23 protein-coding genes and 1 pseudogene are annotated in these 26,027 nt (G+C 59.6%); 14 read left to right on the top strand and 10 right to left on the bottom strand.

The window, feature by feature from the left end; genetic code table 11:
- The first annotated feature begins 1 nt into the window (after window position 1).
- The 8 genes from F7R06_RS05660 (at window position 2) to F7R06_RS05625 (ending at window position 9,117) form a co-directional block, all read left to right on the top strand.
- The gene (locus F7R06_RS05660) at window positions 2–1,021 is read left to right on the top strand and encodes an alpha-ketoacid dehydrogenase subunit beta (protein WP_090321669.1); all 1,020 of its coding nucleotides are present in this window, start codon (window positions 2–4) and stop codon (window positions 1,019–1,021) included.
- Window positions 1,018–2,130: an acetoin dehydrogenase dihydrolipoyllysine-residue acetyltransferase subunit gene (locus F7R06_RS05655; RefSeq protein WP_090321671.1), complete on the top strand. Its 1,113-nt coding sequence runs from the start codon at window positions 1,018–1,020 to the stop codon at window positions 2,128–2,130. Before F7R06_RS05660 ends, F7R06_RS05655 begins: the two co-directional genes overlap by 4 nt.
- Window positions 2,131–2,220: 90 nt before the next feature.
- Window positions 2,221–3,285, top strand: coding sequence for a 2,3-butanediol dehydrogenase (locus tag F7R06_RS05650; protein WP_245706734.1), 1,065 nt, complete (start codon window positions 2,221–2,223; stop codon window positions 3,283–3,285).
- Window positions 3,286–3,562: 277 nt separating this feature from the next.
- Window positions 3,563–4,231 (top strand): dTMP kinase, encoded by a 669-nt coding sequence (locus F7R06_RS05645; protein WP_090321676.1) that lies wholly within the window; start codon window positions 3,563–3,565, stop codon window positions 4,229–4,231.
- Window positions 4,232–4,407: 176 nt separating this feature from the next.
- Window positions 4,408–5,139 carry a GntR family transcriptional regulator gene (locus tag F7R06_RS05640; RefSeq protein WP_090321679.1) on the top strand — a complete coding sequence of 244 codons (732 nt, stop codon included), beginning with the start codon at window positions 4,408–4,410 and terminating at the stop codon, window positions 5,137–5,139.
- Window positions 5,140–5,273: 134 nt separating this feature from the next.
- Window positions 5,274–6,563: an MFS transporter gene (locus F7R06_RS05635; protein WP_090321681.1), complete on the top strand. Its 1,290-nt coding sequence runs from the start codon at window positions 5,274–5,276 to the stop codon at window positions 6,561–6,563.
- Window positions 6,564–6,591: 28 nt separating this feature from the next.
- Window positions 6,592–7,437, top strand: a complete 846-nt coding sequence (locus tag F7R06_RS05630; protein WP_090321683.1) for an amidohydrolase family protein — start codon at window positions 6,592–6,594, stop codon at window positions 7,435–7,437.
- 294 nt (window positions 7,438–7,731) lie between these two features.
- Entirely contained in the window at window positions 7,732–9,117 is a 1,386-nt protein-coding gene (locus F7R06_RS05625; protein ID WP_090321685.1) for a GntP family permease, read from the top strand.
- Window positions 9,118–9,417: 300 nt separating this feature from the next.
- Here the strand turns inward: F7R06_RS05625 and F7R06_RS05620 are convergent, their stop codons facing one another.
- Complete coding sequence (locus tag F7R06_RS05620) at window positions 9,418–9,609, bottom strand: OprD family outer membrane porin (protein ID WP_245706684.1); 192 nt, start codon at window positions 9,607–9,609, stop codon at window positions 9,418–9,420.
- Window positions 9,610–9,816: 207 nt separating this feature from the next.
- On the opposite strand from F7R06_RS05620, the gene F7R06_RS05615 reads away from it, so the two are divergent.
- The 4 genes and pseudogenes from F7R06_RS05615 to F7R06_RS31360 form a co-directional block, all read left to right on the top strand.
- Window positions 9,817–11,160 (top strand): MFS transporter, encoded by a 1,344-nt coding sequence (locus F7R06_RS05615; protein WP_090321687.1) that lies wholly within the window; start codon window positions 9,817–9,819, stop codon window positions 11,158–11,160.
- 19 nt (window positions 11,161–11,179) lie between these two features.
- Window positions 11,180–12,388, top strand: coding sequence for a benzoate/H(+) symporter BenE family transporter (locus tag F7R06_RS05610; RefSeq protein WP_090321689.1), 1,209 nt, complete (start codon window positions 11,180–11,182; stop codon window positions 12,386–12,388).
- 49 nt (window positions 12,389–12,437) lie between these two features.
- The gene (locus F7R06_RS05605; RefSeq protein ID WP_090321692.1) at window positions 12,438–13,706 is read left to right on the top strand and encodes an OprD family porin; all 1,269 of its coding nucleotides are present in this window, start codon (window positions 12,438–12,440) and stop codon (window positions 13,704–13,706) included.
- A gap of 488 nt (window positions 13,707–14,194) precedes the next feature.
- Window positions 14,195–14,587: pseudogene (locus F7R06_RS31360) on the top strand (methyl-accepting chemotaxis protein); the annotation flags it as partial.
- Between the two features lie 21 nt (window positions 14,588–14,608).
- Here F7R06_RS31360 and F7R06_RS05595 read toward each other — a convergent pair.
- The gene (locus tag F7R06_RS05595; RefSeq protein WP_090321697.1) at window positions 14,609–14,836 is read right to left on the bottom strand and encodes a DUF2790 domain-containing protein; all 228 of its coding nucleotides are present in this window, start codon (window positions 14,834–14,836) and stop codon (window positions 14,609–14,611) included.
- 119 nt (window positions 14,837–14,955) lie between these two features.
- Here F7R06_RS05595 and F7R06_RS05590 point away from each other — a divergent pair, with 119 nt between their 5' ends.
- Window positions 14,956–15,894 (top strand): LysR family transcriptional regulator, encoded by a 939-nt coding sequence (locus F7R06_RS05590; RefSeq protein WP_090321700.1) that lies wholly within the window; start codon window positions 14,956–14,958, stop codon window positions 15,892–15,894.
- 42 nt (window positions 15,895–15,936) lie between these two features.
- A complete protein-coding gene (locus tag F7R06_RS31215; RefSeq protein WP_281198232.1) occupies window positions 15,937–16,059 on the top strand; it encodes a hypothetical protein in 123 nt (40 codons plus the stop codon).
- Between the two features lie 887 nt (window positions 16,060–16,946).
- On the opposite strand, the gene F7R06_RS05580 is transcribed toward F7R06_RS31215, so the two are convergent.
- From F7R06_RS05580 to F7R06_RS05545, 8 genes are all read right to left on the bottom strand, one after another.
- Window positions 16,947–18,254 carry an OprD family porin gene (locus F7R06_RS05580; protein ID WP_090321704.1) on the bottom strand — a complete coding sequence of 436 codons (1,308 nt, stop codon included), beginning with the start codon at window positions 18,252–18,254 and terminating at the stop codon, window positions 16,947–16,949.
- A 76-nt stretch (window positions 18,255–18,330) separates the two neighbouring features.
- Complete coding sequence (locus F7R06_RS05575) at window positions 18,331–18,903, bottom strand: PPC domain-containing DNA-binding protein (RefSeq protein ID WP_090321707.1); 573 nt, start codon at window positions 18,901–18,903, stop codon at window positions 18,331–18,333.
- Window positions 18,904–19,020: 117 nt separating this feature from the next.
- Window positions 19,021–20,598: an aldehyde dehydrogenase (NADP(+)) gene (locus tag F7R06_RS05570; protein WP_090321710.1), complete on the bottom strand. Its 1,578-nt coding sequence runs from the start codon at window positions 20,596–20,598 to the stop codon at window positions 19,021–19,023.
- 31 nt (window positions 20,599–20,629) lie between these two features.
- Window positions 20,630–21,574, bottom strand: coding sequence for an amidohydrolase family protein (locus tag F7R06_RS05565; RefSeq protein WP_090321712.1), 945 nt, complete (start codon window positions 21,572–21,574; stop codon window positions 20,630–20,632).
- Window positions 21,567–22,526, bottom strand: coding sequence for an amidohydrolase family protein (locus F7R06_RS05560; protein WP_090321715.1), 960 nt, complete (start codon window positions 22,524–22,526; stop codon window positions 21,567–21,569). The genes F7R06_RS05565 and F7R06_RS05560 overlap by 8 nt, the downstream gene beginning before the upstream one ends.
- A gap of 15 nt (window positions 22,527–22,541) precedes the next feature.
- Window positions 22,542–23,000, bottom strand: coding sequence for a thioesterase family protein (locus F7R06_RS05555; RefSeq protein WP_090321719.1), 459 nt, complete (start codon window positions 22,998–23,000; stop codon window positions 22,542–22,544).
- A gap of 28 nt (window positions 23,001–23,028) precedes the next feature.
- Entirely contained in the window at window positions 23,029–24,927 is a 1,899-nt protein-coding gene (locus F7R06_RS05550) for a TRAP transporter large permease (RefSeq protein WP_090321721.1), read from the bottom strand.
- Between the two features lie 15 nt (window positions 24,928–24,942).
- The gene (locus F7R06_RS05545) at window positions 24,943–25,986 is read right to left on the bottom strand and encodes a TRAP transporter substrate-binding protein (protein WP_090327306.1); all 1,044 of its coding nucleotides are present in this window, start codon (window positions 25,984–25,986) and stop codon (window positions 24,943–24,945) included.
- Window positions 25,987–26,027 lie beyond the last annotated feature (41 nt).

Below are 26,027 nucleotides of genomic sequence, written 5' to 3'. Positions count from 1 at the left end.
CATGGCGAGAAAAATCAGTTATCAGCAGGCAATCAACGAAGCGCTGGCCCAGGAAATGCGCCGCGATCCCAGCGTGTTCATCATGGGGGAGGACGTCGCCGGCGGTGCCGGTGCCCCCGGTGAAAACGATGCCTGGGGCGGGGTGCTGGGCGTGACCAAGGGCCTCTATCACCAATTCCCGGGGCGAGTGCTGGACACGCCATTGTCGGAGTTGGGCTATGTCGGTGCTGCCGTGGGCGCCGCGACCTGCGGCGTGCGCCCGGTGTGTGAGTTGATGTTCGTCGACTTCGCCGGTTGCTGCCTGGACCAGATCCTCAATCAGGCGGCCAAGTTTCGCTACATGTTCGGCGGCAAGGCGTCCACGCCACTGGTAATCCGCACGATGGTCGGTGCCGGGTTGCGGGCCGCCGCCCAGCACTCGCAGATGCTGACCTCATTGTGGACTCACATTCCAGGGCTGAAAGTGGTCTGCCCGTCGTCACCTTATGACGCCAAAGGGTTGCTTATCCAGGCGATCCGCGACAACGATCCGGTGATCTTCTGTGAACACAAATTGCTCTACAGCATGCAGGGTGAAGTACCGCAAGAGCTCTATACCATCCCCTTCGGCGAAGCCAATTTCCTGCGTGATGGCAAGGATGTGACGCTGGTCTCCTATGGCCGCACGGTCAACACCGCGATGGACGCTGCCCGCAATCTGGCCGCGCGCGGCATCGATTGCGAGGTAATCGACTTGCGCACCACCAGCCCGCTGGACGAAGACAGTATTTTGGAAAGTGTGGAGAAGACCGGACGCCTGGTGGTCATCGACGAAGCCAACCCGCGTTGCTCCATGGCCACTGATATTTCGGCTTTGGTGGCGCAAAAAGCATTCGCCTCGCTCAAGGCGCCGATCGAGATGGTCACTGCACCGCATACGCCGGTACCGTTCTCTGACGCCCTGGAAGACCTCTACATTCCCGACGCGGCGAAGATCGAGAACGCCGTGCTCAAACTGATCGAGTGGAGCAAGCGTTCATGAGCCAGATCCATACCTTGACCATGCCCAAGTGGGGCCTGTCCATGACGGAGGGCCGGGTCGATGTCTGGCTCAAGGAAGAAGGCGAGGCCATCGCCAAGGGCGACGAAGTGCTGGACGTCGAAACCGACAAAATCTCCAGCAGTGTCGAGGCGCCTTTTTCGGGGGTGCTTCGTCGGCAGATCGCCCGCCAGGACGAAACCCTCGCGGTGGGTGCGCTACTCGGCATCGTGGTCGATGGCGAGGCGAGCGAGGTCGAGATCGACGCGGTTATCGAGCAGTTTCAGGCCACGTTCGTGCCTGGGGGCAGCGCTGAGGAAGACCAGGGGCCGACGCCGCAAAAGGTCGAGCTGGACGGGCGGTTGATCCGTTACTTCGAGCGCGGCGAAGGCGGGGTGCCATTGGTACTGGTGCACGGCTTTGGCGGTGACCTGAACAACTGGATGTTCAATCATGAAGCATTGGCTGCCGGGCGTCGGGTGGTTGCTCTGGACCTGCCAGGCCATGGCGAGTCGACCAAACAACTGGAGCGCGGAGACCTGGATGAGCTGAGCAGCGCAGTGCTGACGCTGCTGGATCACCTGGACATTCCGGCAGCGCATCTGGTGGGTCATTCCATGGGCGGAGCGGTGTCGCTGAACGTTGCGCGTCTGGAACCGAAGCGGGTACGGAGCTTGACCTTGATCGGCAGCGCAGGTCTGGGGGAGGGCATCAACGGCGATTACCTGGAAGGTTTTGTCGAGGCGGCCAACCGCAATGCCCTCAAGACACAGTTGGTGAAACTGTTCTCCAATCCTGATCTGGTCAACCGGCAGATGCTCGAAGACATGCTCAAGTACAAGCGCCTGGAGGGCGTGGGCACGGCCCTGCGCCTGCTGGTATCAGGCTTGTTCAAGGAAGGATCTCAGCAGCTCGATCTTCGGGGCGTGGTGCAGGACGGCGAGCAGCCGGTATTGCTGATCTGGGGCAGTGACGACGCGATTATTCCAGCGAACCATAGTGCCGGGCTGAAGGCCCAGGTCGAGGTCCTGCCAGGTCAGGCACACATGGTGCAGATGGAAGCGGCCGAACAAGTCAACCAATTGATTCTGAAGTTTGTGCAACAGCACTGACGCCCCTCCTGGCGGCCTCTCGCGGGCTGCCAGGAGTCACTATTTCAAGGAGATGTCGCTATGAGCCTTCCGAGCAATCCTCAACGCAGTATGCGTGCCGCTGTCTGGCACGGCCGCCACGATATTCGTGTCGAAGACGTTCCGCTGCCAATGGCGCCACCGGCCGGTTGGGTGCAGATCCGTGTGCAATGGTGCGGAATTTGTGGTTCCGATCTGCATGAGTACGTGGCCGGGCCGGTGTTCATACCGGTTGATGCGCCGCACCCACTGACCGGAATCAAGGGCCAGTGCATTCTCGGTCACGAGTTTTGTGGCGAAATCGTCGAGCTCGGTGCCGGTGTCGAGGGTTTCAGCGTCGGCGAACCGGTGGCGGCCGATGCCTGCCAACACTGCGGTACCTGCTATTACTGCACCCACGGGCTGTACAACATCTGCGAGAACCTGGCCTTCACCGGACTGATGAATAATGGTGCCTTCGCCGAACGGGTCAACGTGCCGGCGAATCTGTTGTACAAGTTGCCGGCGAATTTTCCTGCGGAAGCCGGGGCCCTGATCGAGCCACTGGCGGTGGGCATGCACGCGGTGAAAAAAGCCGGGAGCCTGCTCGGGCAGAACGTTGTCGTCGTGGGTGCGGGCACCATTGGCTTATGCACCATCATGTGCGCCAAGGCTGCCGGTGCGGCTCAGGTGATCGCTCTGGAAATGTCTGGGGCGCGCAAGGCCAAGGCCCTGGAAGTGGGGGCGACCCATGTGCTTGATCCCAAGGAGTGCGATGCCTTGGCTGAAGTGCGGCGCCTGACGGGTGGGCTCGGGGCGGATGTCAGCTTCGAATGCATCGGCAACAAACACACGGCCAAGCTCGCGATCGATCTGATCCGCAAAGCCGGCAAGTGCGTACTGGTGGGGATCTTCGAGGAGCCCAGCGAGTTCAACTTTTTCGAGCTGGTGGCGACCGAAAAACAAGTGCTGGGTGCGCTGGCCTATAACGGTGAGTTCGCGGATGTGATCGCTTTTATCGCGGATGGCCGCCTGGATATCACGCCGCTGGTGACGGGGCGCATTCAGTTGGAGCAGATCGTGGGGCAGGGCTTCGAGGAGCTGGTGAACAACAAGGAGCACAACGTCAAAATCATCGTGTCTCCCGGTCGAGTCTGAAACGGCTCAATCGGGCGATGAACCAGGCTGGTCGCTGGCGGACAAGGGCTAGGACGCTGAGCGCCTGCGACGCCATTGCGACCGGCGCAACATCATCGAACGCAGGTTAGGCTGGTTGGAAGAGAACCTGGTTCTGAGAACTATTAGCCAGAATCCGGGTTAGAGTGCTCATCTAATGTCAGTTCATAAGGTCCCTCCACTTGATTCGCAACGTCGCGCCAAGCGGTTACAGCGAACGAACCGGGCAAAAAAACGTATACCAATCGTTATTTGAAGAATGAATCGTCCGCTGTTTGTTTCACTCGATGGGCCCAAGGGCACCGGCAAAACCACGCTGTTGGAGGCCGTTACGAAAGTGCTGCGCGCCGACAACAAAATGGTGATCCGACTTTGCGAGAAAAAAAGCGATCCCTATAGGGGTGAAACAATGGCCCTCGTTAACAAGCTCGTCAGAAATCCCGCTCGGGATCTGGAGTGGGCGGTTTGTGAGCGCCTTGCTGATAGCCGCAACTGGATTTCCCTGCATGTGCTGACTAAACAGCCACCGGGCAGCATCATCCTGATCGATCGCTGGTACCCGTCAGATGCGGCGTTTCGCCGGATAATCCCGTTTGCAGAGATCCTGCAGTTAAACATTGATCGAAACGTGCGAGTGCCAGACCTGCATGTCGGGGTTGTCACCGACCCTGATATTTCATGGGCCAGGGCTGCGGCACGACAGCGTGGGTTGAGCAGTACGGTCATCCATAAGCTGGAAGAACAGGTCGCTTGTACCAACGCGTTCGAACGTGCGATGGCGGATCACGGCTGGGTTCTATGCCGTAATGAAGGCACGATCGAAGACGCAACGATGCAGGTGATTTCTGAGATCTATAAAGTCCTTGGGTGCCCGGTAGATGAAATCCACTGCGCCGGTCTTGATGCGGTTGAGCTAGCCAAGGTTTAGATCGTTAGCAGGATCGAACGTCTGCATCCATGACCAAGACTTAATTCGACTTCCCTCGGTGTCACCCCGCCATTCGTCTGCAAGGTGCCTTGCCGCTCCTTGACAGGCAAGTGATCTGGGGAAATACTCGCACCAATATTCATATATATGACTAGATAACAAGGTGAATAAAGTCGATGAATGCTCTCTCCAGTGATGTCCGCCTGCCGCTTTACCAACGCTTGCGTGATCAATTGGCTGAACAGATCGCCAATAATCGCTGGCGTCCAGGGGAAGCCATTCCCACCGAAGCCGCGCTTTCGGCCGAATACCAATTGTCCACGGGGACCGTGCGCAAAGCGGTCGATGCCTTGGTCAGTGAGGGCATTCTGGAGCGGCAACAAGGTCGAGGTACCTTTATTCGGCGACCACAATTCCAGTCTTCGCTATTCCGATTCTTCCGTTTTCAAACCGCTGCCGGCGAACGCCAGGTACCGGAAAGTCGCATCCTGTCGATTGAACCGGTGCCTGCGCCCTCGGCGGTGGCACAGGCCTTGGGGCTGCCTCCCGAAGCGCCAGTCATTCGCATCGTCCGCGTGCGACTGCTTGATGTTAAGCCGGTGCTCGCCGAAGAAATCTGGCTGCCACGCGACCGCTTCCAACCACTGTTGGAGATCGACCTGAGTCTGAAAGGGCCGCTGCTGTATCCGATCTATGAAGAGGTCTGCGGTCAGGTTGTCGCATCGGCCGAAGAAACGCTGACCGCCGAATCGGTGAATGACGTGCACGCGCGATTGCTGCAGGTCCCGGTCAACAGCCCGGTGGTGGTTATTGAGCGTCTGGCGCGTGATTACGCGGGCACGCCGCTGGAGTGGCGCCGTTCTCGCGGGCATGCCGAGCACTTCCGTTACAGCGTGGAGATTCGTTAACCCGTGCCTGGGTAGCGGATCGTCAAGCGGCGAGACGCTCGCCGCTGGCTTCATTGTTTTGTGTTCATGACTGGCCCCGTAGCGGCGCGGTTCGCTCTCGGCTGCCTCACGTTCCACCTATAAGGATAAGAATCATGTTCAGCTGGTATCGCCAAGTCACTCCTCGGGAGCGCAAAACGTTTTGGGCCTGCTTCGGCGGATGGTCGCTCGACGCGCTGGAAGTACAAATGTTCGGCCTGGCGATTCCGGCGTTGATCGCCGCGTTTGCCTTGACCAAGGGTGATGCAGGGCTGATCAGCGGGGTCACGCTGGTCACTTCGGCCATCGGCGGCTGGGTAGGGGGGACATTGTCCGACCGCTATGGCCGGGTACGCACACTGCAATGGATGATTGTGTGGTTCTCGGTCTTCACCTTTCTGTCCGCGTTCGTCACGGGCTTTCATCAGCTGTTGATCGTCAAGGCACTGCAAGGCTTCGGCATCGGTGGCGAGTGGGCGGCCGGCGCGGTGCTGATGGCTGAAACCATCAACCCTCAATATCGCGGCAAAGTGATGGGCACCGTGCAGAGTGCCTGGGCCGTGGGTTGGGGGCTGGCCGTCGGCGTGTTTGCGCTGATTTATTCTTTCGTCCCGCAAGACATGGCCTGGCGTGTGATGTTTATCGTGGGCCTGCTGCCGTCGTTCCTGATCATCTGGGTACGGCGTAATGTCGAGGAACCTGACAGTTTCCAGCGCCTGCAAAAGCAAAACGCGATTCCGCAAAGCTTCTTCAAATCCCTGGCCGGTATTTTCCGCCCCGAACTGATCCGCGTGACGTTGTTCGGTGGTCTGTTGGGCCTGGGGGCGCACGGTGGTTACCACGCGGTGATGACCTGGCTGCCGACGTTTCTCAAGACCGAACGCAACCTGTCGGTACTCAACTCTGGCGGCTACCTGGCGGTGATCATCCTGGCCTTTTGGTGTGGATGCGTGGTCAGCGGGTTTCTGATCGACCGTATTGGCCGTCGTAAAAACATCGTCCTGTTCGCGCTGTGCTGTGTCGTCACTGTGCAGTGTTATGTGTTCATGCCCCTGACCAATACCCAGATGTTGTTCCTTGGTTTCCCGCTCGGTTTTTTCGCGGCCGGTATTCCCGCGAGCCTTGGCGCACTGTTCAACGAGCTGTACCCGGCGGATGTACGCGGTGCCGGTGTGGGCTTCTGCTACAACTTTGGCCGGGTGCTCTCCGCGGTGTTCCCTTTCCTGGTCGGTCACATGAGCGACTCCATGTCCCTGGGGTCTGCGATTGGTATCGACGCCGGGATTGCCTATGGCGTGGCGGTAGTCGCGGCACTTTGCCTGCCGGAAACCCGTGGACGCAGCCTCGAAGCTTCGAGTTCATCGGTGCCAGCAACGGTCAATGGCAACGAGAGCGCCCGGGCCTGATGCCCTTTACCTTCTATAGATGAACGCTATGACTGACACCAGTTCTACGCCGATCACCGGCATCGACTCCCATGCTCATGTGTTTAGCCGTGATCTGAATCTGGTCGGTGCACGGCGCTATACGCCTGATTACGACGCCACGCTTGAGCAGTATCTGACGCACTTGCACGCTCATGGTCTGAGTCATGGCGTATTGGTGCAACCGAGCTTTCTCGGCACCGACAATAGCTACTTGCTGGCGGCGTTGAGGCAGGCGCCGGAGCAATTGCGAGGCGTGGTTGTGCTGGAACCAGGCGTCAGTCGCGCCACGTTGAATGACATGGATCACCTGCGCGTGGTCGGCGTTCGCTTGAACCTGATGGGTAAGGCGTTACCTGATTTTCGTAACAGTGCCTGGAGAGAGTTTTTCAGCCACATTGCTGATCTTGACTGGCATGTCGAGTTGCATCGGGAGGTAATAGACCTGCCGGGACTGATCCATCAATTGATGCCGTTCGGTTTGAAGTTGGTGGTTGATCACTTTGGTCGGCCGGATGCCAATTCGGGCGTCGATCAGCCCGGGTTTTGCGAGTTACTGGAGTTGGGATCGAAAGGTTCGATCTGGATGAAGGTATCGGGAATCTATCGTTTGGGAGGTACGCCGCAACAGAACATCAATTTCGCTCGAAAGGCATTACCGCTGTTGGAACAAAGTTTCGGCCTCCACCAGTTGGTGTGGGGCAGCGACTGGCCGCATACGCAGCATGAGCAAAGTGTCGGTTTCGGCACCGTAGTCGATCAGTTGCAAGCCCTGGAGTGTTCGACGCAGGTTAGCGATTCGTTGCTGGTGCAAGCGCCTCGAAGGTTATTCGGTTTTGCAAAAGGCGAAAGCTGAAACTTGCGCCTGCATTTGCAGATGACCATTCAACTCACCCATTTAAACGAATACATACAGAACGTTCGAAGTGCGACGTTGCAGTAAAACCTATCGTGCCGCATCGAGAAATTCTGTGTAACAGCAGCATATTCCAATTACAAGAGTAGATTCCATGAACACGTCATCCAATGCCGAAGTTGAAAGCACCCAAACGCTGTTTGGTTTATCGTGTGCGCCGACAGGCGTTACGGTTTCAAACTTCTCTTTCAAATCTGAGTGCAGTTTGAACGCCAGCCCAACCGAGATCCTTTTATGACTCCCTTAGATATAGACCTCTTGCTGACCGCATTGGTGAGCGTCCTGGTGCTGGTGGCGCTCATCGTGTCGCGTCTCAAAATGCACCCGCTCCTGGCCTTGCTAGTCGTTTCCGTTGGCGTTGGCTTTGCAACCAGTATGGAGCCAGACACCATCGTCTCCCACTTGATCACCGGCGCCGGAAAGACACTGGGGGCAGTAGGGGTCGTCATCGCGCTTGGAGCGATGCTAGGCAAAATTCTTGCTGACGCAGGCGTCACAGAGCAGATCGCCGAGGTCATCCTCAAGCGAACATCGGATCGGATGATTCCTTGGGCCATGATGATGGTTGCATTTGTAATAGGCATTCCCATGTTTTTCGAGGTGGGCCTGGTGATCATGCTGCCGCTGATATTCAGCGTGGCTCGCAAGCTGGAAAGCCAGGCTCGCTTCAAAGGTTCAGCGTATGTGTATGTGGGGGTTCCGGTGATTGCGGCACTTGCAGCCATGCACGGGATGGTACCGCCGCACCCTGGCCCCTTGACGGCTATCGCCGCGCTCAAAACCTCGGTTGGGCCCACCATGCTCTATGGCTTCCTTGCGGCTATTCCTGCAATGATTTTAGGCGGCCCGCTTTATGGCGCGTTCATTTCTCCGCGCATGAGCACTCGGCCCGATCAGGTTTTGCTGGATCAGTTCACCCTGGCTGAAAAAGCCGACGATCAACCAAGCACCAGCGTATGGCTTGGCGTGCTGGCAGCCTTGCTACCGGCGATCCTGATGCTGATTCATGCCGTCGCTGAGATGGTATTACCCAAGGGCAGTGCGATCCTGAAAATAGCTGGTTTCTTGGGCAATCCCCTGATAGCCATGCTCCTGGGCGTGCTGTTCGCCGGGGCAAGTCTGGTACTCGCGCGGGGCGGCGATGCGGGGCAATTGCGCGAATCCCTGGGCAAGAGCCTCAAGCCAATCGCCTCAATCATCATGATCATCGCCGGCGGTGGTGCCTTTCAGGAGCTGCTGACCAGCGCCAAGGTGGGCGATGCCATTGTGCACCTGATCCAGCAGTCTGCGTTCCCTCCGCTGATCTTGGGTTGGTTGATCGCGATGTTGCTCTCGGTATCCACCGGTTCTGCCACTGTAGGTATCGTTGGTGCTGCTGGCTTGCTGGCGCCGCTTGCAGGTGCAGATCCCGGCCTCAACCTGCCTCTGCTTGCCTTGTCCATAGGCTGTGGCTCGCTGTTCTTCAACTATGCGAACCATGCGGGCTTCTGGATGGTGAAGGAATCCTTCGGCATGACTATGGGCGAAGCCACCAAGACCATTTCGGTGGTTCAATCCATCGTAGCCGTGGTCGGTTTGATTGTGGTGTTGATGTTGAATGCGGCTGTCACGGTGAATTGAGTCAGGATCCGTTCGCAGGTAGTCACCCTGCCGCAGTGAGTTAGCCGAGGGTGGGAGATTCTATGGTTGAGGAAATGCCCTCAACCCGCTTTTGATTGGTATTCGCTCTGTCCTTTTAGCAGGGCGAACACGCCCAATCGCGCAGCCACCTCTGAAACAGGAAGCTGTTTTTCGGTCACACACGCCGCTGAGCAAAAGTTGCATTAAAGGAGAGCGCCTCGTGGGAGGGGACGCCCTATGAGTCCTACCCTGAAGGATGCGCCGCAAGGCATGTTGCACACCTTGCGGCGATTTCGCCCTTTAAATCGAGAGACATGGGCGCTGCTGCGCCAGCCACCGACAGACAGGTAGTCGCTCCAGCGCCACTGCCGAGAAGGTCGAAAGATCCAGTCCGAACTTTACCGGCCCGTCGGTGAAACCTGAGACGAAGTCGAGTCTGAAGCCTTGCAGCCAGGAAATACGCCTGCCACCGCTGCAACACTCGAATATCACCCTCTGCACAAAACGGATAGCGATCTGCGCAGAGCGGATATTGCCCCGCTGCCGGTCTCAATACCCTTCATTTGCATCCTGCGTAACAGTCCTGTGCATGACACGTAACAATGCGGCCGCCATCGGTGGAGCGTTGCGTGCGTTGCCTGCAGCAGGCGGCTGAGCGCCCAAACGAACAATAAAAAATAACAACAAGAGACCGATGTCATGCGAAAAATCGATGTACACGAGGTGATCGACAACGCACGCTTCAACCGCTTTCACTGGATGGTGTTGTTCTGGTGCGCGCTGATCATCATCTTCGACGGCTACGACCTGGTGATCTACGGGGTGGTCTTGCCGACGTTGATGAAAGAGTGGGGACTGAGCCCGCTGGAGGCCGGTGCGCTGGGCAGTTATGCGCTGTTTGGCATGATGTTCGGTGCGCTGTTTTTCGGTCCGCTGTCGGACAAGATCGGGCGCAAGAAAACCATCACCCTTTGCGTGATGCTCTTCAGCGGTTTTACCGTGCTCAACGGCTTTGCCACGAGCCCCACGACCTTTGGCATCTGCCGGTTCATTGCCGGCCTTGGCATCGGCGGCGTCATGCCCAATGTGGTGGCGCTGATGAACGAGTACGCGCCAAAGAAAATTCGCAGCACCCTGGTCGCCATCATGTTCAGCGGTTATTCGGTGGGTGGCATGCTCTCGGCGGGCCTGGGGATCGTGCTTATTCCCAGCTTCGGTTGGCAGGCGGTGTTCTACATCGCGGGGCTGCCGCTGTTGCTGCTGCCATTGATCATGTATTTCCTGCCGGAATCGGTGGGTTTCATGCTGCGCCAAGGCCGCAACGAGCAAGCACGCGCTGTCTTGCAACGCGTTGACCCGGCCTATGTCGCCCAAGTCAGCGACACCCTGCACATGGCAGAAGTGAAGGGCACCGGCACGCCGGTACTGCAGCTGTTCCGCGAAGGCCGCGCCATGCGCACGCTGATGCTTTGGCTGGCGTTTTTCTGCTGCCTGTTGATGGTCTACGCCTTGAGTTCCTGGCTGCCGAAACTCATGGCCAACGCCGGTTACAGCCTGGGCTCAAGCTTGTCCTTCCTGCTGGCGTTGAACTTCGGCGCGATTTTCGGTGCGGTGGGTGGGGGCGTACTGGGCGACAAGCTCAACCTGCCAAGGGTGCTGGCGGTGTTCTTCGCGATTGCCGCGGTGTCGATCACCTTGCTCGGATTCAAAAGTCCGACCCCGGTGTTGTACCTGCTGATCGCCATCGCCGGCGCCACCACCATCGGTTCGCAAATCCTGCTGTATGCCTGTGCCGCGCAGTTCTATTCCATGGCCATTCGTTCCACCGGGCTTGGCTGGGCGTCGGGGATCGGCCGTAACGGTGCCATTGTCGGCCCGCTGTTAGGCGGCGCATTGCTGGGAATCAATTTGCCGCTGCAACTCAATTTCATGGCGTTCGCCCTGCCGGGTGCGGTGGCCGCTCTCGCCATGACCCTGTATGCCATCAGCAGCCAGCGAAACGCCTCCAACGTGACCGCGCCGCTGTCGGCGGCCAAGGCTTGAGTGCGTAAGGAGCTGTTTGATGAAAGGCTTGATGCGTGACTTTTCGCTGTCCGCTGCGGTTGCGGGCTTTATTGCCACGGTGATCTCGTATGCGGGCCCACTGGTGATCATTTTCCAGGCGGCGGACGCCGCGCACCTGTCTCGCGAGCTGTTGTCGTCCTGGGTCTGGGCGATCTCCATTGGCAGTGCGCTGCTGGGCATCGGCCTGAGCCTGCGTTACCGCGTGCCGATCATCATTGCCTGGTCAGCACCGGGCTCGGCCCTGCTGGTGGCGTTGCTGCCGGGCATCTCGATGAACGAGGCCGTCGGTGCCTATTTGCTGAGCAGTCTGATGATCTTTCTGGTCGGCATTTCGGGCGCCTTCGACCGCGTTATCGGCAAGCTGCCCGGGGCCATCGCAGCGGCGATGCTGGCGGGGATTCTGTTGCGTTTCGGCACTGGCCTGTTCGTGTCATTGCAAGGCCAGCCCGGGTTGGTGCTGGCGATGTTCGCCACCTACCTGGTGTGCAAACGGCTGCTGCCGCGTTACGCAGTGATGGCGGTACTGGTGGTGGGCTGTGCCATCGCCATGCTCACCGGCCAATTGCACCGCGAAGCCCTGGTGATCGGCCTGGCGACGCCGGTTTGGGTCACCCCGCAGTTCAGCCTGGGAGCAACCTTGAACGTTGCCTTGCCATTGGTGATGGTGGCGCTGACCGGGCAGTTCGTGCCGGGCATGGCGGTGTTGCGCGCCTCGGGTTACGCCACGCCGGCCAGACCGATCATTGCCTGTAGTGCGCTGGGCACGGCGCTGTTGGCGCCGTTTGGCTGCCACGGCCTCAACCTGGCGGCGATCACTGCCGCCATTTGCACGGGCCGCGAGGCCCATGAAGATCCGGGCAAACGCTATGTCGCCGGTGTGGTCGGCGGCCTCTGTTACCTGGTCTTGGGCATCTTTGGGGCGACCCTGGTGTCGTTATTCGCCGCCTTCCCAAAAGAGCTGATCGCCGCCCTGGCGGGACTGGCCCTGTTCGCTGCCATTGCCGGCGCCCTGGCCAACGCGATGGCCGTACCCAATGACCGCGAAGCGGCGCTGGTGACGTTCCTCACCACCGCCTCGGGCATGTCGCTGTTCGGCTTGTCCGCCGCGTTCTGGGGGCTGATTTTCGGCATGACCGCGCACCTGCTGTCGGGTGCGCGGCGGCCGCCCCTTGCCACCTCCAGCAGCGCCCGGGAGGTGGCGCGCTGACCTGTATCCGCCACGCCTTACTTTTCATAACAACAATAAGAGCACACCGATGAAGTCAACCATTCATGCAACTCGTACGCTATTGTCCATGGCTGTCGCCTTGGGTTGTTCCAGCCAATTGATGGCATCGCAGGGCGGTTTTATCGAGGATGCCACCGCCACCTTGCAGGCTCGCAATTATTACTTCAGCCGCGACTACTCAGACATTGTCGGCGCTAACCGGCAGTCGAAGGCCGAGGAGTGGGCCCAGGGCTTTATCCTCAACGCCAAGTCCGGTTACACCCAAGGGCCTATCGGCGTTGGCGTCGATGTCATCGGCCTGCTCGGGCTCAAGCTCGACAGCAGCCCGGACCGGGTCAACACCGGCCTGTTGCCGGTACAGAGCGATGGCCGCGCGGCCGATGAGTACAGCCGCCTGGAAGGCACGCTAAAGCTGCGCTACTCGAAGACCGAACTGCGCGTCGGCGAGCTACAACCAAACGTGCCGGTGCTGGTTTTCAGTGACATCCGCCTGCTGCCGCCCAGTTACCAAGGGGCGAGCTTCACTTCCGCCGAGATCAATGGCCTGACGTTGCAAGGTGGCCATCTGAGTTCCACTCATCTGCGCAACGAGGCCGGCGACGAGAAGATGCAGGCGATGCTCAGCTACGTGCCCCAGCGCCAGGCCAGCAGTGACGCGTTCAACTACGGTGGCGGCGATTACGCCTTCAACGACAAACACACCAGCGTCAGTGCCTGGTACGGGCAACTGGAAGACATCTACCAGCAAGGCTTCCTGGGGCTGAAACACAGCCAGCCCCTGGGCAGTTGGACCCTGGGCGCCAACCTCGGCTATTTCGACGCGAAGGAGGATGGCAAGAAGCTGTTGGGCAATATCGACAACCAGGCGTTCTTCTCCCTGCTGTCGGCCAAGTACGGCGGCCATACCTTCTACGTCGGCTACCAGGGCATGTACGGTGAAAGCGCGTTCCCTCGGGTATTCGCCAACATCTCGCCGCTGGGCAACGAAGTGCCGACCTATGAATTCGCCTCCACCGACGAGCGATCCTGGCAGGCGCGCTACGACTACGACTTCGCCGCCCTCGGCGTGCCGGGGCTGACCAGCACCGTGCGCTACATCACCGGCAACAACGTCGACACCGGCAAGGGCTTCGAAGGCAAGGACCGCGAGCGCGACCTGGACCTCGGTTACGTCGTGCAGAGCGGGACTTTCGCGGGGCTTGGCATCCGGGTGCGCAATGCCATGGCGCGCTCCAATTACCGCAGCGATATTGACGAGAACCGGCTGATCCTGAGCTACACCTGGACGTTGCTGTGAGTGAGGCGAGTATGAGCAATAAAGTCTGGGCACGATTGGCCCTGGTTACAGCGGGCGGCGCAGTTGTGCTGCTCGCTTTCGGCAACGGCATGCACCTGATGTATGCCGGCATCATCAATCTGTTGCTGCTGGCGGCGGCGGTGCTTTTTCAGCGTCAGCCAATACGGGTAGTCGAAGTGCTCGTGCAACGGGAGCCGGATCCCGTGGTGTCCAGTGCGCCGGTCCCGCTACCGTCGTTGCCGGTGTTCGAGCCCGCTTGGCCGGGCGCCGAGGTAAAGGAGGCACTTGAACACTTGACGAGAGTGGTGCAACAAACCGAAGACGACATGCGCTTTGCCAACCAGCTGGCGCGTGGCGCGGGCGAACGGGTACAGGCCAGTGCCGTGAGCATGCAGTCTTCGGCTGCCGTGCTGGGGGATCTGGATCAGTATCTGCAGCGCCTGGATCAGGTGTTCGATGAACTGGGCAGCCAGTCGGTACGCATCGGTGCGATTGTCGGCAGCATCCAGGACATCGCTCGGCAGACCAACCTGCTGGCGCTCAATGCCGCGATCGAGGCCGCTCGGGCTGGTGACCATGGCCGGGGTTTTGCTGTGGTGGCGGACGAGGTGCGCAATCTGTCGCGCCAGGCAGCGGACTCCAGTGCGCAGATCCGGCAGATCGCCACTGGTCTGGAAAAGTCGGCAGAGGATGCCCGTCAGGGACTTGAACAGCTTACCGATTCGACGCGTTTGGGCCTGGACAAGGCTGAGGTTGCGTTGCAATCGATGGGGGAGTTACGCAGTGGCGCGGTGGCCAGGCTGGAAGTGGTCGAGCGCGTCATGCAACGGTTGGCCAGTTTGCACGAGTTGGCCCTGCAGGCAACCCGGATCGCGGTCTGAACAACCTGCTGTTTCGGCCTCTCAAACGCCCGAGCAACTGCCCATCACCCGGTAGGTCAACGTGTGACTTTCACCCTGATGGTCGATGTAAACCATGGTCGCCGGTACGACATCGCACGCAGTCGAGGTATCGGTTACCGAGATGACTTTCGCGATATCCAGGGATGGAGGAGTTGCGGTCGGGTTGCTTTCGGCGGCCATAACGGCGGTGGTGGTCAGGGCCAACAGTACGCTCAACAAGGTCTTCATGGTTTTTGCTCCGTGGTGTTTCGATGAGTCAATTCTATTCTTCTGCCGATAGGGATAAAGAGGTCTGTACATGATGCAGCGTTACATCAGATGCAACAGTCGTTACCACTGGAGGGTTCATGGACCTGCTTAACAGCCTGCGGGTATTTGTGCGTGTGGCCGACGCAGGCAGCTTTACCACGGCTGCACAGGCGCTGGACTTTTCCACGGCGCAAGTGTCTCGGCTGGTGGCGGATCTTGAGCAGCATGTGCAGGCACGTCTGCTGCAGCGCACCACCCGCCGTTTGAGCCTGACCGAAGCCGGCGAACGCTTCCTGTTGCGGGCGCGGCAAATACTGGACGACATGGCGGAGGCCACCGCAGAAGCGCGTGGCGCTCACCTGGAGCCCAATGGCCGTTTGCGTCTGCATTGTTTGACCGGGTTGGGCGTGCTGATGACGCCACTCATTGCCCGCTACTGCGAGCTCTACCCGGACGTGGTGGTTGAGTTGACCTTGTCACAACGCAATCCCGACCCCCTTGAGGACGGGCACGACGTGGTGATCTCCATCGCCCAGGAACTGGCGGATTCACAATTCGTTGCCCAAGCGGTAGGGCGTATCTTCAGCATCCCATGCGCATCGCCCGGGTACATTGCGCGTCGGGGCCTGCCCGGTCACCCCGAACAACTGAATGAACATAGCTGCCTGCGCATGATCGACCCGTTGTACAGCGATGAGTGGGTCTTCCGTGACGAGCAGGGTGAGGTTTCAGTGGTGCCCGGTAAAACCTTCCAGAGCAACGTTCCCGAGGCGATGGTCAATGCGTCGGAGGCCGGGATGGGCATCAGCCTGCTGCCGTTCTACACCGCCACCCGTTCGCTGCGCGAGGGCACCTTGCTGCGCGTGCTGGGCGATCACCGGCTCAGGGAGCGAAACGTCTATGCGCTCTATCCTTCCAAGCGTTTTCTGGATGCCAAGGTGAGGACCTGGGTGGACTTTCTCAAGGCTGAGTTGCCCGGGCTTTTTGCCCGGCATGAGGTCATTGCCAATGATGCTCGGTATTGGGGAATGGGCTAGCTAAAAAGATCAACGGCGCTGCGCCTGCTGGATATTCCAGTAGTGGGCCATGGCGAATCGGCGATGCTGACCGCGTGCATGCTCGGGCGCACGTTCGGGGTTCTGGTGTTCATTGAAGAGTTGGCTGAGCAGGTTAAGCGTTCGATTTTCCAGTCCGTTCCCTGATATTTGACGTGAACGTGGATTTATACATTCACAAAGAAACGATGCAGCCAACATTTAAGCGCGTTAATACGGTCAGAGAATTTCAAGATAAGAGATGTAGAGAGGGTGGACGTGATTCATTTAGGCCGTGTGACCGATAGCTAAAAAAGATAAAAGAAAATTGTATAAAAACCAGATGGTTATGGGGATTGCTTCTTGAAAAAGATAAAAAGGAAACGTAAAGATGGGTTTTCCATCATTTTTGAACGCTTAATCACTCCCGGCAAAGCAGTCGGTTTCGCTGGTTCTTTGAGATGCAATCGAGAAAAAATTGGCGAGTCTCTACCGAACGTGGTTAAGAAGCGTACGGGTCAAATCCGATTTTTCGATAGCAAGATGAACTGCAAAATGATGGGGCGGCGCTAAGCAAGGGGATAGCTAAGTGGGCGAATTTTGCAGCCCATTGCTGCTCGTTGGTTTTTGGATTGGAGGAGGGCGTCACGACAAACGCATCGCTAGAGCCAGGCTCCACATGAAGCGAGCGGAAAACGACAGAAAAATCGATTTTACGCTGAATGCAGCATGATGTTCGGGTGGATGATTCTAATAAAATAGTTTTATGTGCAATTATGCGAAAACGGCGCCATCGCGATGCGATTGTGCAGTGTCAGTTCGCTAGCTTGTCATTGTTCAAATAAAGAGTTCTTGGGCTTTGTCCTTTTTTGATGATGCTCAGAGGTTGGCGGATTGATGCCGAGTCAACTTCCCAAGTTTTTTATACTTTCAGTTAAGTAAGGTACGAGACATTGCTTCGAAAATAATAAAAGAAGAAAAGCGCTGACACGATGTCAGCGCTGAGGCAATGCAACCAGGGCATCCTCGAAACGCGCGTTAGCGTGGTATTGATGTCAGAGCAAAGGGATGCTGTAACTCACGATCAACCGATTCTGATCCTGATTGCGCGATGCCTCGCTGTTCGACTTGCCATTGCGCCACCCAAAGCCCACCCCTTTCAGCGCTCCGGACTGCAGCACGTAGTCGAGGCTGATATCCCGCTCCCATTCCTTCTGGTTATCACCGGACGTGGTCTTGATGTTGTCGCCACTGAGGTACATGACCGACGCCTTCAGGCCTGGCACACCCAGGCCTGCGAAGTCATACGCATACTGGCCGAAAGTGGTGCGTTCGCCAGCGCGAGTGAAAGTCTGGATCAGGCGATCGGTGTACAGGTACAGACTGACCCCGCCCGCACCTTTGTCCGCGAGGCCGCCCTGGTTGAGTTGGGTGAAACCGCTACCGCTGGAAACGCTTTGATAACCCGCAGTGACTGCATGGGCACCCAGGGAGTAGATCAGCGCCGCGCTCCAGGTTTTGTTGTCAATTTCGCCATCGCCATCCCGGGTGTAGCCGCTGATCTTGTAGCCCGAGGTACCGGAGCTGTTGGCGCCGGACGAGTTGGTCTTGAAGTAACGCAGGTCGGTTTTCAGGGATTGGTTGTCCGAGATCGTCAGGGTGTGTATCAGGCCGAAAAACTGCTGAGTGTAGTAGTCCTCGAGGTTGGCGTAGTAATACTGCGCCGTCAGGTCTTTGGTGACTTTCCAGTCGCCACCGGCGAAGTCGAACGCGTTGCTTTCACGGGTGCCGCCGACGGCGGCCAATCCGGTCTGGTCGCTGGAGCCTCGGCCCGTCGCATGTCCGATCCGGCCACCGGTAAAGGTCAGGTCCTTGAACTCGCCCGACGTGATCTGCCCACCTTCGAAAGTCTGGGGCAGCAGGCGACCGTCGTTGGACACCAGGATCGGCAGCTTCGGCATCAGCGTGCCGAGGCGCAGTTCGGTCTTCGAGACCTTGACCTTGCCGGTCAACCCCAACCGGCTCCACGAATCGACCGCGCTGCCGTCACTGTCCGACGGAATCATCGAACCGCCGACATGCCGGCCTTTGCCGCTGTCCAGGGTGATCCCCGTCAGGCCCAGGGCATCGATGCCAAAACCCACCACGCCGTTGGTGTAGCCCGACTTGAAGTCGAGCATGAATCCCTGGGCCCATTCTTCGGTTTTCGACGGCGTGGCGGTGCCGTCGCGGTTGTCGTTGTTGAAGTAGAAATTGCGCAGGCCCAACGTGGCCTTGCTGTCGCTCAGAAAGTCAGCCTGCGCCTGGGTGCTCAGTGCAAGGGCGCCCAGCGCAAGGGTAACCACCGTGTTCTTGTTGCTCATCTCAATCGCCCCTATTTTTTTGTAATTCGAATTCAGGAGGGTGGCTCCCGCTATCGGCGGGAGCCTGAAACTCGTATCAGATACCCAACACGTTGGCGCCGATGCACGGATCGATCCCGCGCTCCAGACGACGCTGGTGGACGACAACGGTGATTTCCATGGAACCGGTGGTCACGTCGAAGTCGAGGATATGGCCGCCATAGGCCTGGAACGTGGCATCACCCGCGACGCCGTGCATGTGGATCGACGGCTGGTCGTTCTTCCAGGCCATCGAGCCGGTGATGCTCGCCATCTCGACATTGCTGAAAACTTTGGCGTCGAAGTCCTTCTTGTCCTTGTTCCAGAAGCCGAACTTCACGTTGCCGAAGCCGATGCCGCTGATGGATGCGCTTGGGATCTTCTCGGCGATGGCCAGTTTGGTCAGCTCCTTGAAGGCGTTGTCGCCCATGCGCAGCACCATCAGGTAACCGGTGGGGGTCTTGGTGTAGCGCGGGGTGGTTTCAGTGGCACATTGCATGGGCGGCGGCGTCGCAGTGGTTGAAGTCTCGGCAACGGCCAATTGTGTGGCCGCAGTGTTAAGCAGAAGGGCGGCAGTAACAGCCAACATCAATTTGCACAGGCGTTGTTTCGGGTGAAGTTGAACGTGCATGGGACTTCCTCTGTTTTTGTTGTTGTGGGGTACAGCAGTTTTCTGGACGAGCGAATCCGACGCCTGTTGTTCACAGGCGTGGGAGTTATGGCTAACAGCGGGTGGTAACGCTGAGGCTTACAGCCCGTTGCGGCTGCTGACCCCGTCAATCAACCGGGCGATGCCCAGCGGATTGAAGTTTTTCAGGGCGTCCGGCAACAGACTGTCGGGGCAGTTCTGGAAGCACACCGGCCGCAGGAAACGATCAATCGCCAGCGTTCCCACCGAGGTGCCGCGCGCATCCGACGTCGCGGGGTAAGGCCCGCCATGCACCATGGCATCGCTTACTTCAACGCCAGTCGGATAACCGTTGAACAGCACGCGCCCGACTTTCTGTTCCAGCAGGGCCAACACTTCGTTGAGGGTGGTGAGTTCCGAATCCTCGACAATCAGGGTGGCGGTCAACTGACCGCGCAGGCCGTGCAGGGCCTGGAGCAACTCGGCGTGATCGGCGACTTCGACCACGATGGTGGTAGGCCCGAAAACTTCCTCTTGCAGTAACTCGTCACCGTCAATCAACAGGCTGACATCCGCCTTGAACAACTGCGGCCGCGCCTGATTGCCCTGTTGTGCGTTGCCGGCCAGGTGCGTGATGCCCGAGTGGGCGCGCAGGTTGTCGAGGCCGTGGCAATAGCTTTTCAACGCGCCGCTATTGAGCATGGTTTGCGCAGATTGCTCGCCCATCAGCCCGGCAAAACGTTCAAGAAACGCGGTGAATTCCGGCGAGCGAATGCCCAACACCAAACCGGGGTTGGTGCAGAACTGACCTGCACCGAGGACCACGGACGCGGCCAGTTCGGTGGCGATCTTTTCACCCCGTGCTTTTAGCGCTTCAGGCATCAGCAACACCGGGTTGATGCTGCTCATCTCGGCGAACACCGGGATCGGCTGCGGCCGTGCCGCCGCCATGTCACACAAGGCCCGGCCACCGCGCAACGACCCGGTAAACCCGACAGCTTGAATTGCCGGGTGCTTGACCAGCGCTTCACCGACGCTGCCGTAGACCATGCTGAACACACCGTCGGGCATGCCGGTCTGGCGGGCGGCGCGGGTGATGGCGTCAGCGACGTAATCGGCGGTCGCCATGTGGCCACTGTGGGCTTTGAACACCACCGGGCAACCAGCGGCGAGGGCGGACGCGGTGTCACCACCCGCCGTGGAAAACGCCAGCGGAAAGTTGCTGGCACCGAAGACGGCAACCGGGCCGAGGCCGGTGCGGTATTGGCGCAGGTCTGGACGGGGCAGCGGCTTGCGCTCCGGCAGGGCGCGGTCGATGCGCGCCCCGTAGAAATCGCCCCGACGCAGCGCCGTGGCGAACAAACGCATCTGGCCGCTGGTGCGGGCGCGCTCACCCTGAATGCGCCCGGCGGGAAGGGCGGTTTCGCGGCAGACGAGGGCGATAAATGACTCGTCCAACGCGTCGAGTTCTGTGGCGATGGCGTCAAGGAAGTCGGCACGGCGGGCGGCCGACAGGTTACGGAAAACCGGGTAAGCCGTGGCCGCCGCTTCTGCGGCCGTATTCACTTCCTCCTCAGTTGCCTGATGGAACCGGAACGGCAGCGCTTCGCCGGTGCTGGCGTCGTGGCTTTGCAGGGTGTTCGAACCTTTGGCCGAACGAGCGCCGGCAATGTAGTTGTGGCCTGAAACTTCAAACATGGGAGCTCCTTAAGGGCTGTTCAAATAGGGATCAAGTGAGCCGATAAATACGTCGGGCGTTGTCATGAAACAGCGCCAGTCGATCAACGCGGGAACGGTCGCGGACGATGGTTTTGAAACCGTCGAACACTTCGCTGAGGCTGTTCACCACACCATCGACCGGGTAGTTGCTGGCAAAGGCGCAGCGACTGACGTCGAAAATCGATATCGCGTCGTTCACCACCTCGCGGTTGGCTTCCACGGGCCAGGCCTGGCCTGGGATGCAAATGCCGGAAATCTTTAGCGCGACGTTGGGCTCGCGAGCCAGCAGCGCCAGGTTGTCGCGCCAGCCGGCCAGACCTTGCGGCGAGCGATCCGCCGGCAGCGCGGTGTGATTGACCACGAGGGTCACGTCGGGAAAGTCCCGGGCCAGTTCGGCGGCTTCCGGCAGATGCCACCACGGTGCTTGCAACTCGAAATGCAGACCGTTTTGCGCCAGTCGGGCGTAGCCGTCGCGCCAGCGCGGATCGCGCATGGAGCCGGGCGCGGAAAAGTCTTCGCGCCATTCTTCACGGCGCGTGACCGTCGGTTTGTGGCGCACGCCGCGGACCAGCGGATGTTCGCGGTACAGGCGCAGCAGCTCAGGTGCGTCCTCGCGATCCAGCCAGGCCTGGCCGACCATGGCCGCCAAGGACGGTTCGTGCTCCGTCAGGGACTCGATAAAACGCACTTCGTCGGCCGGTGTCGCCGGGTCCCATTCACCCTCGATCACCACGGTCTGCACGATGCGATGCCGGCCCGTCAGCCGCTTATAGTCCTCGGGCAAAAAGGTGCGGCAGATCGACGAGTAATCGCCGTAACGGAATGGGCGCAATGGCCGGTCGTTCAGCCACGGGTAGTAATGGGCCTCGATATCGAAGTAATGCTGGTGGGCGTCGACGATGGGTAAATCCGCGTCGTCGCCGCTGGCCAGAAAGCGTTCGCGCCAGTTATCCATGCTGTGGCTCCAGGCGATAGAAGCGCTGCGCATTGCCGGCGAAAACCGCTTCCTGCACCGCACGCCCCAGCGGCGCGAGCATCGTGGCCATGCCATCGGCAATCGTGTCGTAGGACGCGCGCAACCCGGCGACCGGAAAGTTGCTGGCGAACATGCAACGCTCGGAGCCGAAGATCTCCAGGGCGGCCAGCACCACCACTCGGTTGTCGTCGTAATTCCAGTGCGAATCCTTGAGGCCGAATTCCGACAGCTTGATATGCACGTTGGGTTGCAAGGCCAGTGCCTCCAGGCCTTTGCGCCAGCGCGCCATACCCGACGGGCTGCGATCCCAGGCGAAACCCGTGTGGTTCAAGGCGATCTGAATCCGGGGAAACATCGCCGCCACTTCCGCAGCCTCGGCCAAGTGCCACGGCGGCACACGCAAATCCCAGGACAAACCGTGTTCGGCCAGGCGCGAAAAGCCTTCCAGCCATTTCGGGTCTTGCATGGTGCCCTTGGCCCCGGCCACTGACTCCAGCGGTGAAACCGACGTCACCGGTTTCGAGCGAATCCCCCGAACCAATGGCCGGGTCGCCTGGGCCGCAAGTATCTCGGCGCTGTCGTCGCGATCAAACCAGGCATGGGCGACGATGGCGTTCGGGAAGCCGAAGCGTGCGTTCACCTGTTCCAGCCAAAGGGTTTCGGCGACTTGCTCATCCCGAGCCCGTTCGGCCTCGACGTGTACCGTGCCGACCAAGCGCTGGTTTTGCGTCAGGGCCAGGAAGTGTTCCGGCAAAAAATCCCGGCACAGGCTGTGATAGTCACCGAGAAAAAATTCCTCGTGATACTCGTCCTGCAACCACGGATAGCGCCCGTTGCCGAGGTCCCACAGGTGATGGTGGGCATCAACAATCGGCAAGGCGTCCTCGGGTGCCAGGTTGGGCAGGCCATTGCGTTCATGCAGCGTGATCATGACGGCAGCCCTTGCTCAGCGCGACGCGGCGAATTGGGAACGGTTGAGCAGGCCGTCTTCGACTTCGCCAGCGGCGGCAGCCTCGGCCTTGGATTGCACACGGCTGCGCAGCTTCGCGACGTTCACCACCACGCGGGTATGCGCTGCCGTGGCCACCAGTTCGACCTCGTCACGTACCTCGACGTTGAAGGTCACACTGCGCCCTTCGATGCGGGTGACCGTGGCGACGATACTGACCGACATACCCTGCAGCGTGGCCCCGACATGACGGATATCGACCGCCGCACCGACGGTGTTTTCACCTTCATTGAGGAAGGTCAGCAAGTAATCGAGGCAGGTCTGTTCGATGTCGTCGACCAATCGTGGTGTGGCGTAGATGCGCAGATCCTCACCCAAAAACGAAATGGTGCGTTGCTGATCGACGGTCAGGCGGCGCTCGGTGGTGGTGCCTGCTTCCAGCGTTGAGAAATTCATAAGCAACCTCGGGCTATCAAAGGAGTGATCAGATGTTGGGCAGGAAACCGATGGATATCCACGGCACGGCAATCAGTACGCCGAGGGCCACGACCAGTGCGCCGAGGTACGGCCAGACCCGGCGCATGGCGCCACTGGGGTCGACCTTGGCGATGGCGCACGCCGCGTAGAAACCGACGCCAAACGGCGGCGCGAACAAGCCCAGGCCCATGGCAAAGATCGCGACCATCGCGTAATGCACGTCGTTGATGCCCATGGTCTTGGAGATGGGAAACAGCAACGGCCCGAACAACACGATGGCCGGAATGCCTTCGAGGAAGCTGCCCAGCAGAATGAAGGCCACCGCCGAGATGATCAGGAAGCCCATCGCCCCCCCGGGCACCGTCGACATCACTTGCGCCAGTTGATGGGAAAAGCCCGATTGGGTCAGCGCCCAGGCCATGGCGGTGGCGCTGCCGATAATGATCAGAATCGCGCCGGACAAGGAGGCGGTGCTGACCAGGATCGGATAGAGGCGGCGCCAGTCAAAGCAGCGATAGCACAGCAACCCGACGATAAAGGTGTAGGCCACGCCAATCGCCGCCACTTCGGTGGCCGTGGCCACGCCTTCGACCACCGCGGTGCGAATCACGAAGGGCAGGGCCAGGGCCGGTAAAGCCACCAGCAGTGAATGCCCGATTTCCTTGGCTGAGGCGCGTTTGCCGGTGGAGGCTTCGCCCTTGCGGTTTTTCCACCAGATCACCGCCGCCATCGCGATGGCGCCCACCACTGCCGGCATGAACCCTCCGGTGAACAGGGCCGAAATCGACACCCCGGTCACCGAGCCGATGGTGATCAGTACCAGGCTTGGGGGAATGGTTTCCGACATCGCGCCGGAGGCATTGAGCATCGCTACCAGTTCGTTTTCGTCCTCGCCGCGTTTCTTCATTTCCGGAAACAGCGCTGGGGCGATGGCGGCCATGTCGGCGGCCTTGGACCCGGAAATGCCGGAAATCAGGTAGATGGCACCAATCAGCACATACGACAAGCCGCCGCGCACATGGCCGATCAGCGAGCACAGGAAACGGATCATCGCCCGGGCCATGCCCATGGCTTCGATCAATGCGCCCAAAAACACGAACAGCGGAATCGCCAGCAGAATCAGGCTCGCCATGCCTTCGTCCATGCGCCCAACTACCAGGGTCAGCGGCGTGGCGGTCATGGTCGACAGGTACGCCACGGTGGCCAGGCCGAACGCGACCATAATCGGCACGCCGATGATGATCATCGCCATCACCCCGATCATGAAGAACACGATCAGGTTCCAGTTGCCCATCAGCAACAGCAGGCCTTCGCTGACCCATAACAACGCCGCCATGGAGGCCAGCATCGCCACCGACACCGTGAAGTCGATCAGCCGGGCGCTGGTCAGCAGGCGCGCGACGCAGGTCATCAACATCAGGCTCAGGCCGACCGCAATGGCAGACACGCGGAAGGCGTTGGGGATTTCCAGGGCGGCGGTGGTGATGATCCACTCGTCGCTGACGTACTCCCAGGCCGGGGTGAACAGCAGCCCGATAAACGCGATAACGATCACCGCGCCCAAAGTGTCGATAAAGGCGCGTTTCTCCGCAGGCAAACGCCCGATAAACGAGGTGAGGCGCATGTGTTCGCCGCGCCGCATCGCCACCACCGAACCGAGCATCGCCAGCCACAGGAACAGCAGCGAGGCCAGTTCATCGCCCCAGACAATCGGCTGATTCAGCACATATCGGGAGAACACGTTGCAGAACAGCAGGGTGACTTCGACCACCACCAGCAACGCCGCGCTGCCCTCGGTCAGCCAGCGCAGGCCGGTGTCCAGGGCGCGGCCGAGGCGCAAAGTGGTTTGCCGTGGGCTGCGTCCGTCAGCAGGGGAAACGTCCGTCATTCGTAGTTCGTTTTTCATGACCCGGTCTCCGGCTTAGGACAATTGACCCGCGTACTGCTCGAGCAAGCTCCAGGCTTCGGTGCCGTACTTTTCTTTCCATTGGGTGTAGAAGCCTTTCGATTGCAGGTCGGTCCTGAACAATGAACGGTCGACTTTGTTGAAGGTGATGCCATGGGCGATCAGGGACGGTTCCAGGCTGGAGTTGAGATCGATCACCTGTTGACGCTGAACCAGCGCGGCGGCGTTGATCTGCCGGGAAACGATTTCCTGCACGTCCGCCGGCAGTTTCGGGAAGGTCTTGCCCGAGGCGACGATCCAGAAACCGCCCCAGATGTGGTCGGTCATCGAGCAGTACTTCTGCACTTCATAGAAGCGTGCGGACTCGACCACCACCAACGGGTTTTCCTGGCCGTCGACCACTTTGGTCTGCAGCGCCGAATAGGTTTCGTTGATGCTGATGCCGGTAGGGGAGGCGCCCAGGGCGCTGAACATGGAGGTCCACAACGGGCTGACCAGCACCCGCAACTTGAAGCCGGCGAGGTCTTGCGGCGTGTTGATCGGGCGGGTCGAACTGGTGATCTGACGGAATCCGTTGTTCCAGACTTTTTCCATCGGGATCAGGCCGACCTTCTCGGTCTTGGCCCGCACGTACTCGCCGAGTTTGCCGTCCAGCGCAGCCCAGACACTGTCGTAGTCCTTGAACGCGAACGGCATGCTTTCGATGGACATGGCCGGCACCAGGGTCGAGAGAATCGCCCCGGGCAATGGAATGAAATCGATGGCCCCGGCGCGCACCTGGGACAGCATGTCGGTATCGCCGCCCATGGCGCCGTTGGCGTACACCTGCAAGTCCACAGCACCGTTGGTTTCAGCCTTGATCGCTTCGGACGCGGCCTTCATCTGTTTGTTCAGCGGATGGGTGTCGGGCAAGCTGCTGGTGTAGCGCAACACGATGGGTTTGGTCGCGGCGAAAACGCTGGAAGGCAGCAGGTTGGCGGCGAAGGCGCCACCGACGGTGATGCCGGCAGATTGCAGAAATGATCGGCGGCTAACGGCCTCGGTCAAGATACGGCTCATGATGTTCACCTCATTGTTTTTGTAGTTGTTCTGAAAAACCG

Origin of the sequence: Pseudomonas moorei (genome assembly GCF_008801475.1) — a bacterium.
Classification (GTDB): Bacteria; Pseudomonadota; Gammaproteobacteria; order Pseudomonadales; family Pseudomonadaceae; genus Aquipseudomonas; species Aquipseudomonas moorei.
This window is presented reverse-complemented; position numbering and strand designations above follow the sequence as displayed.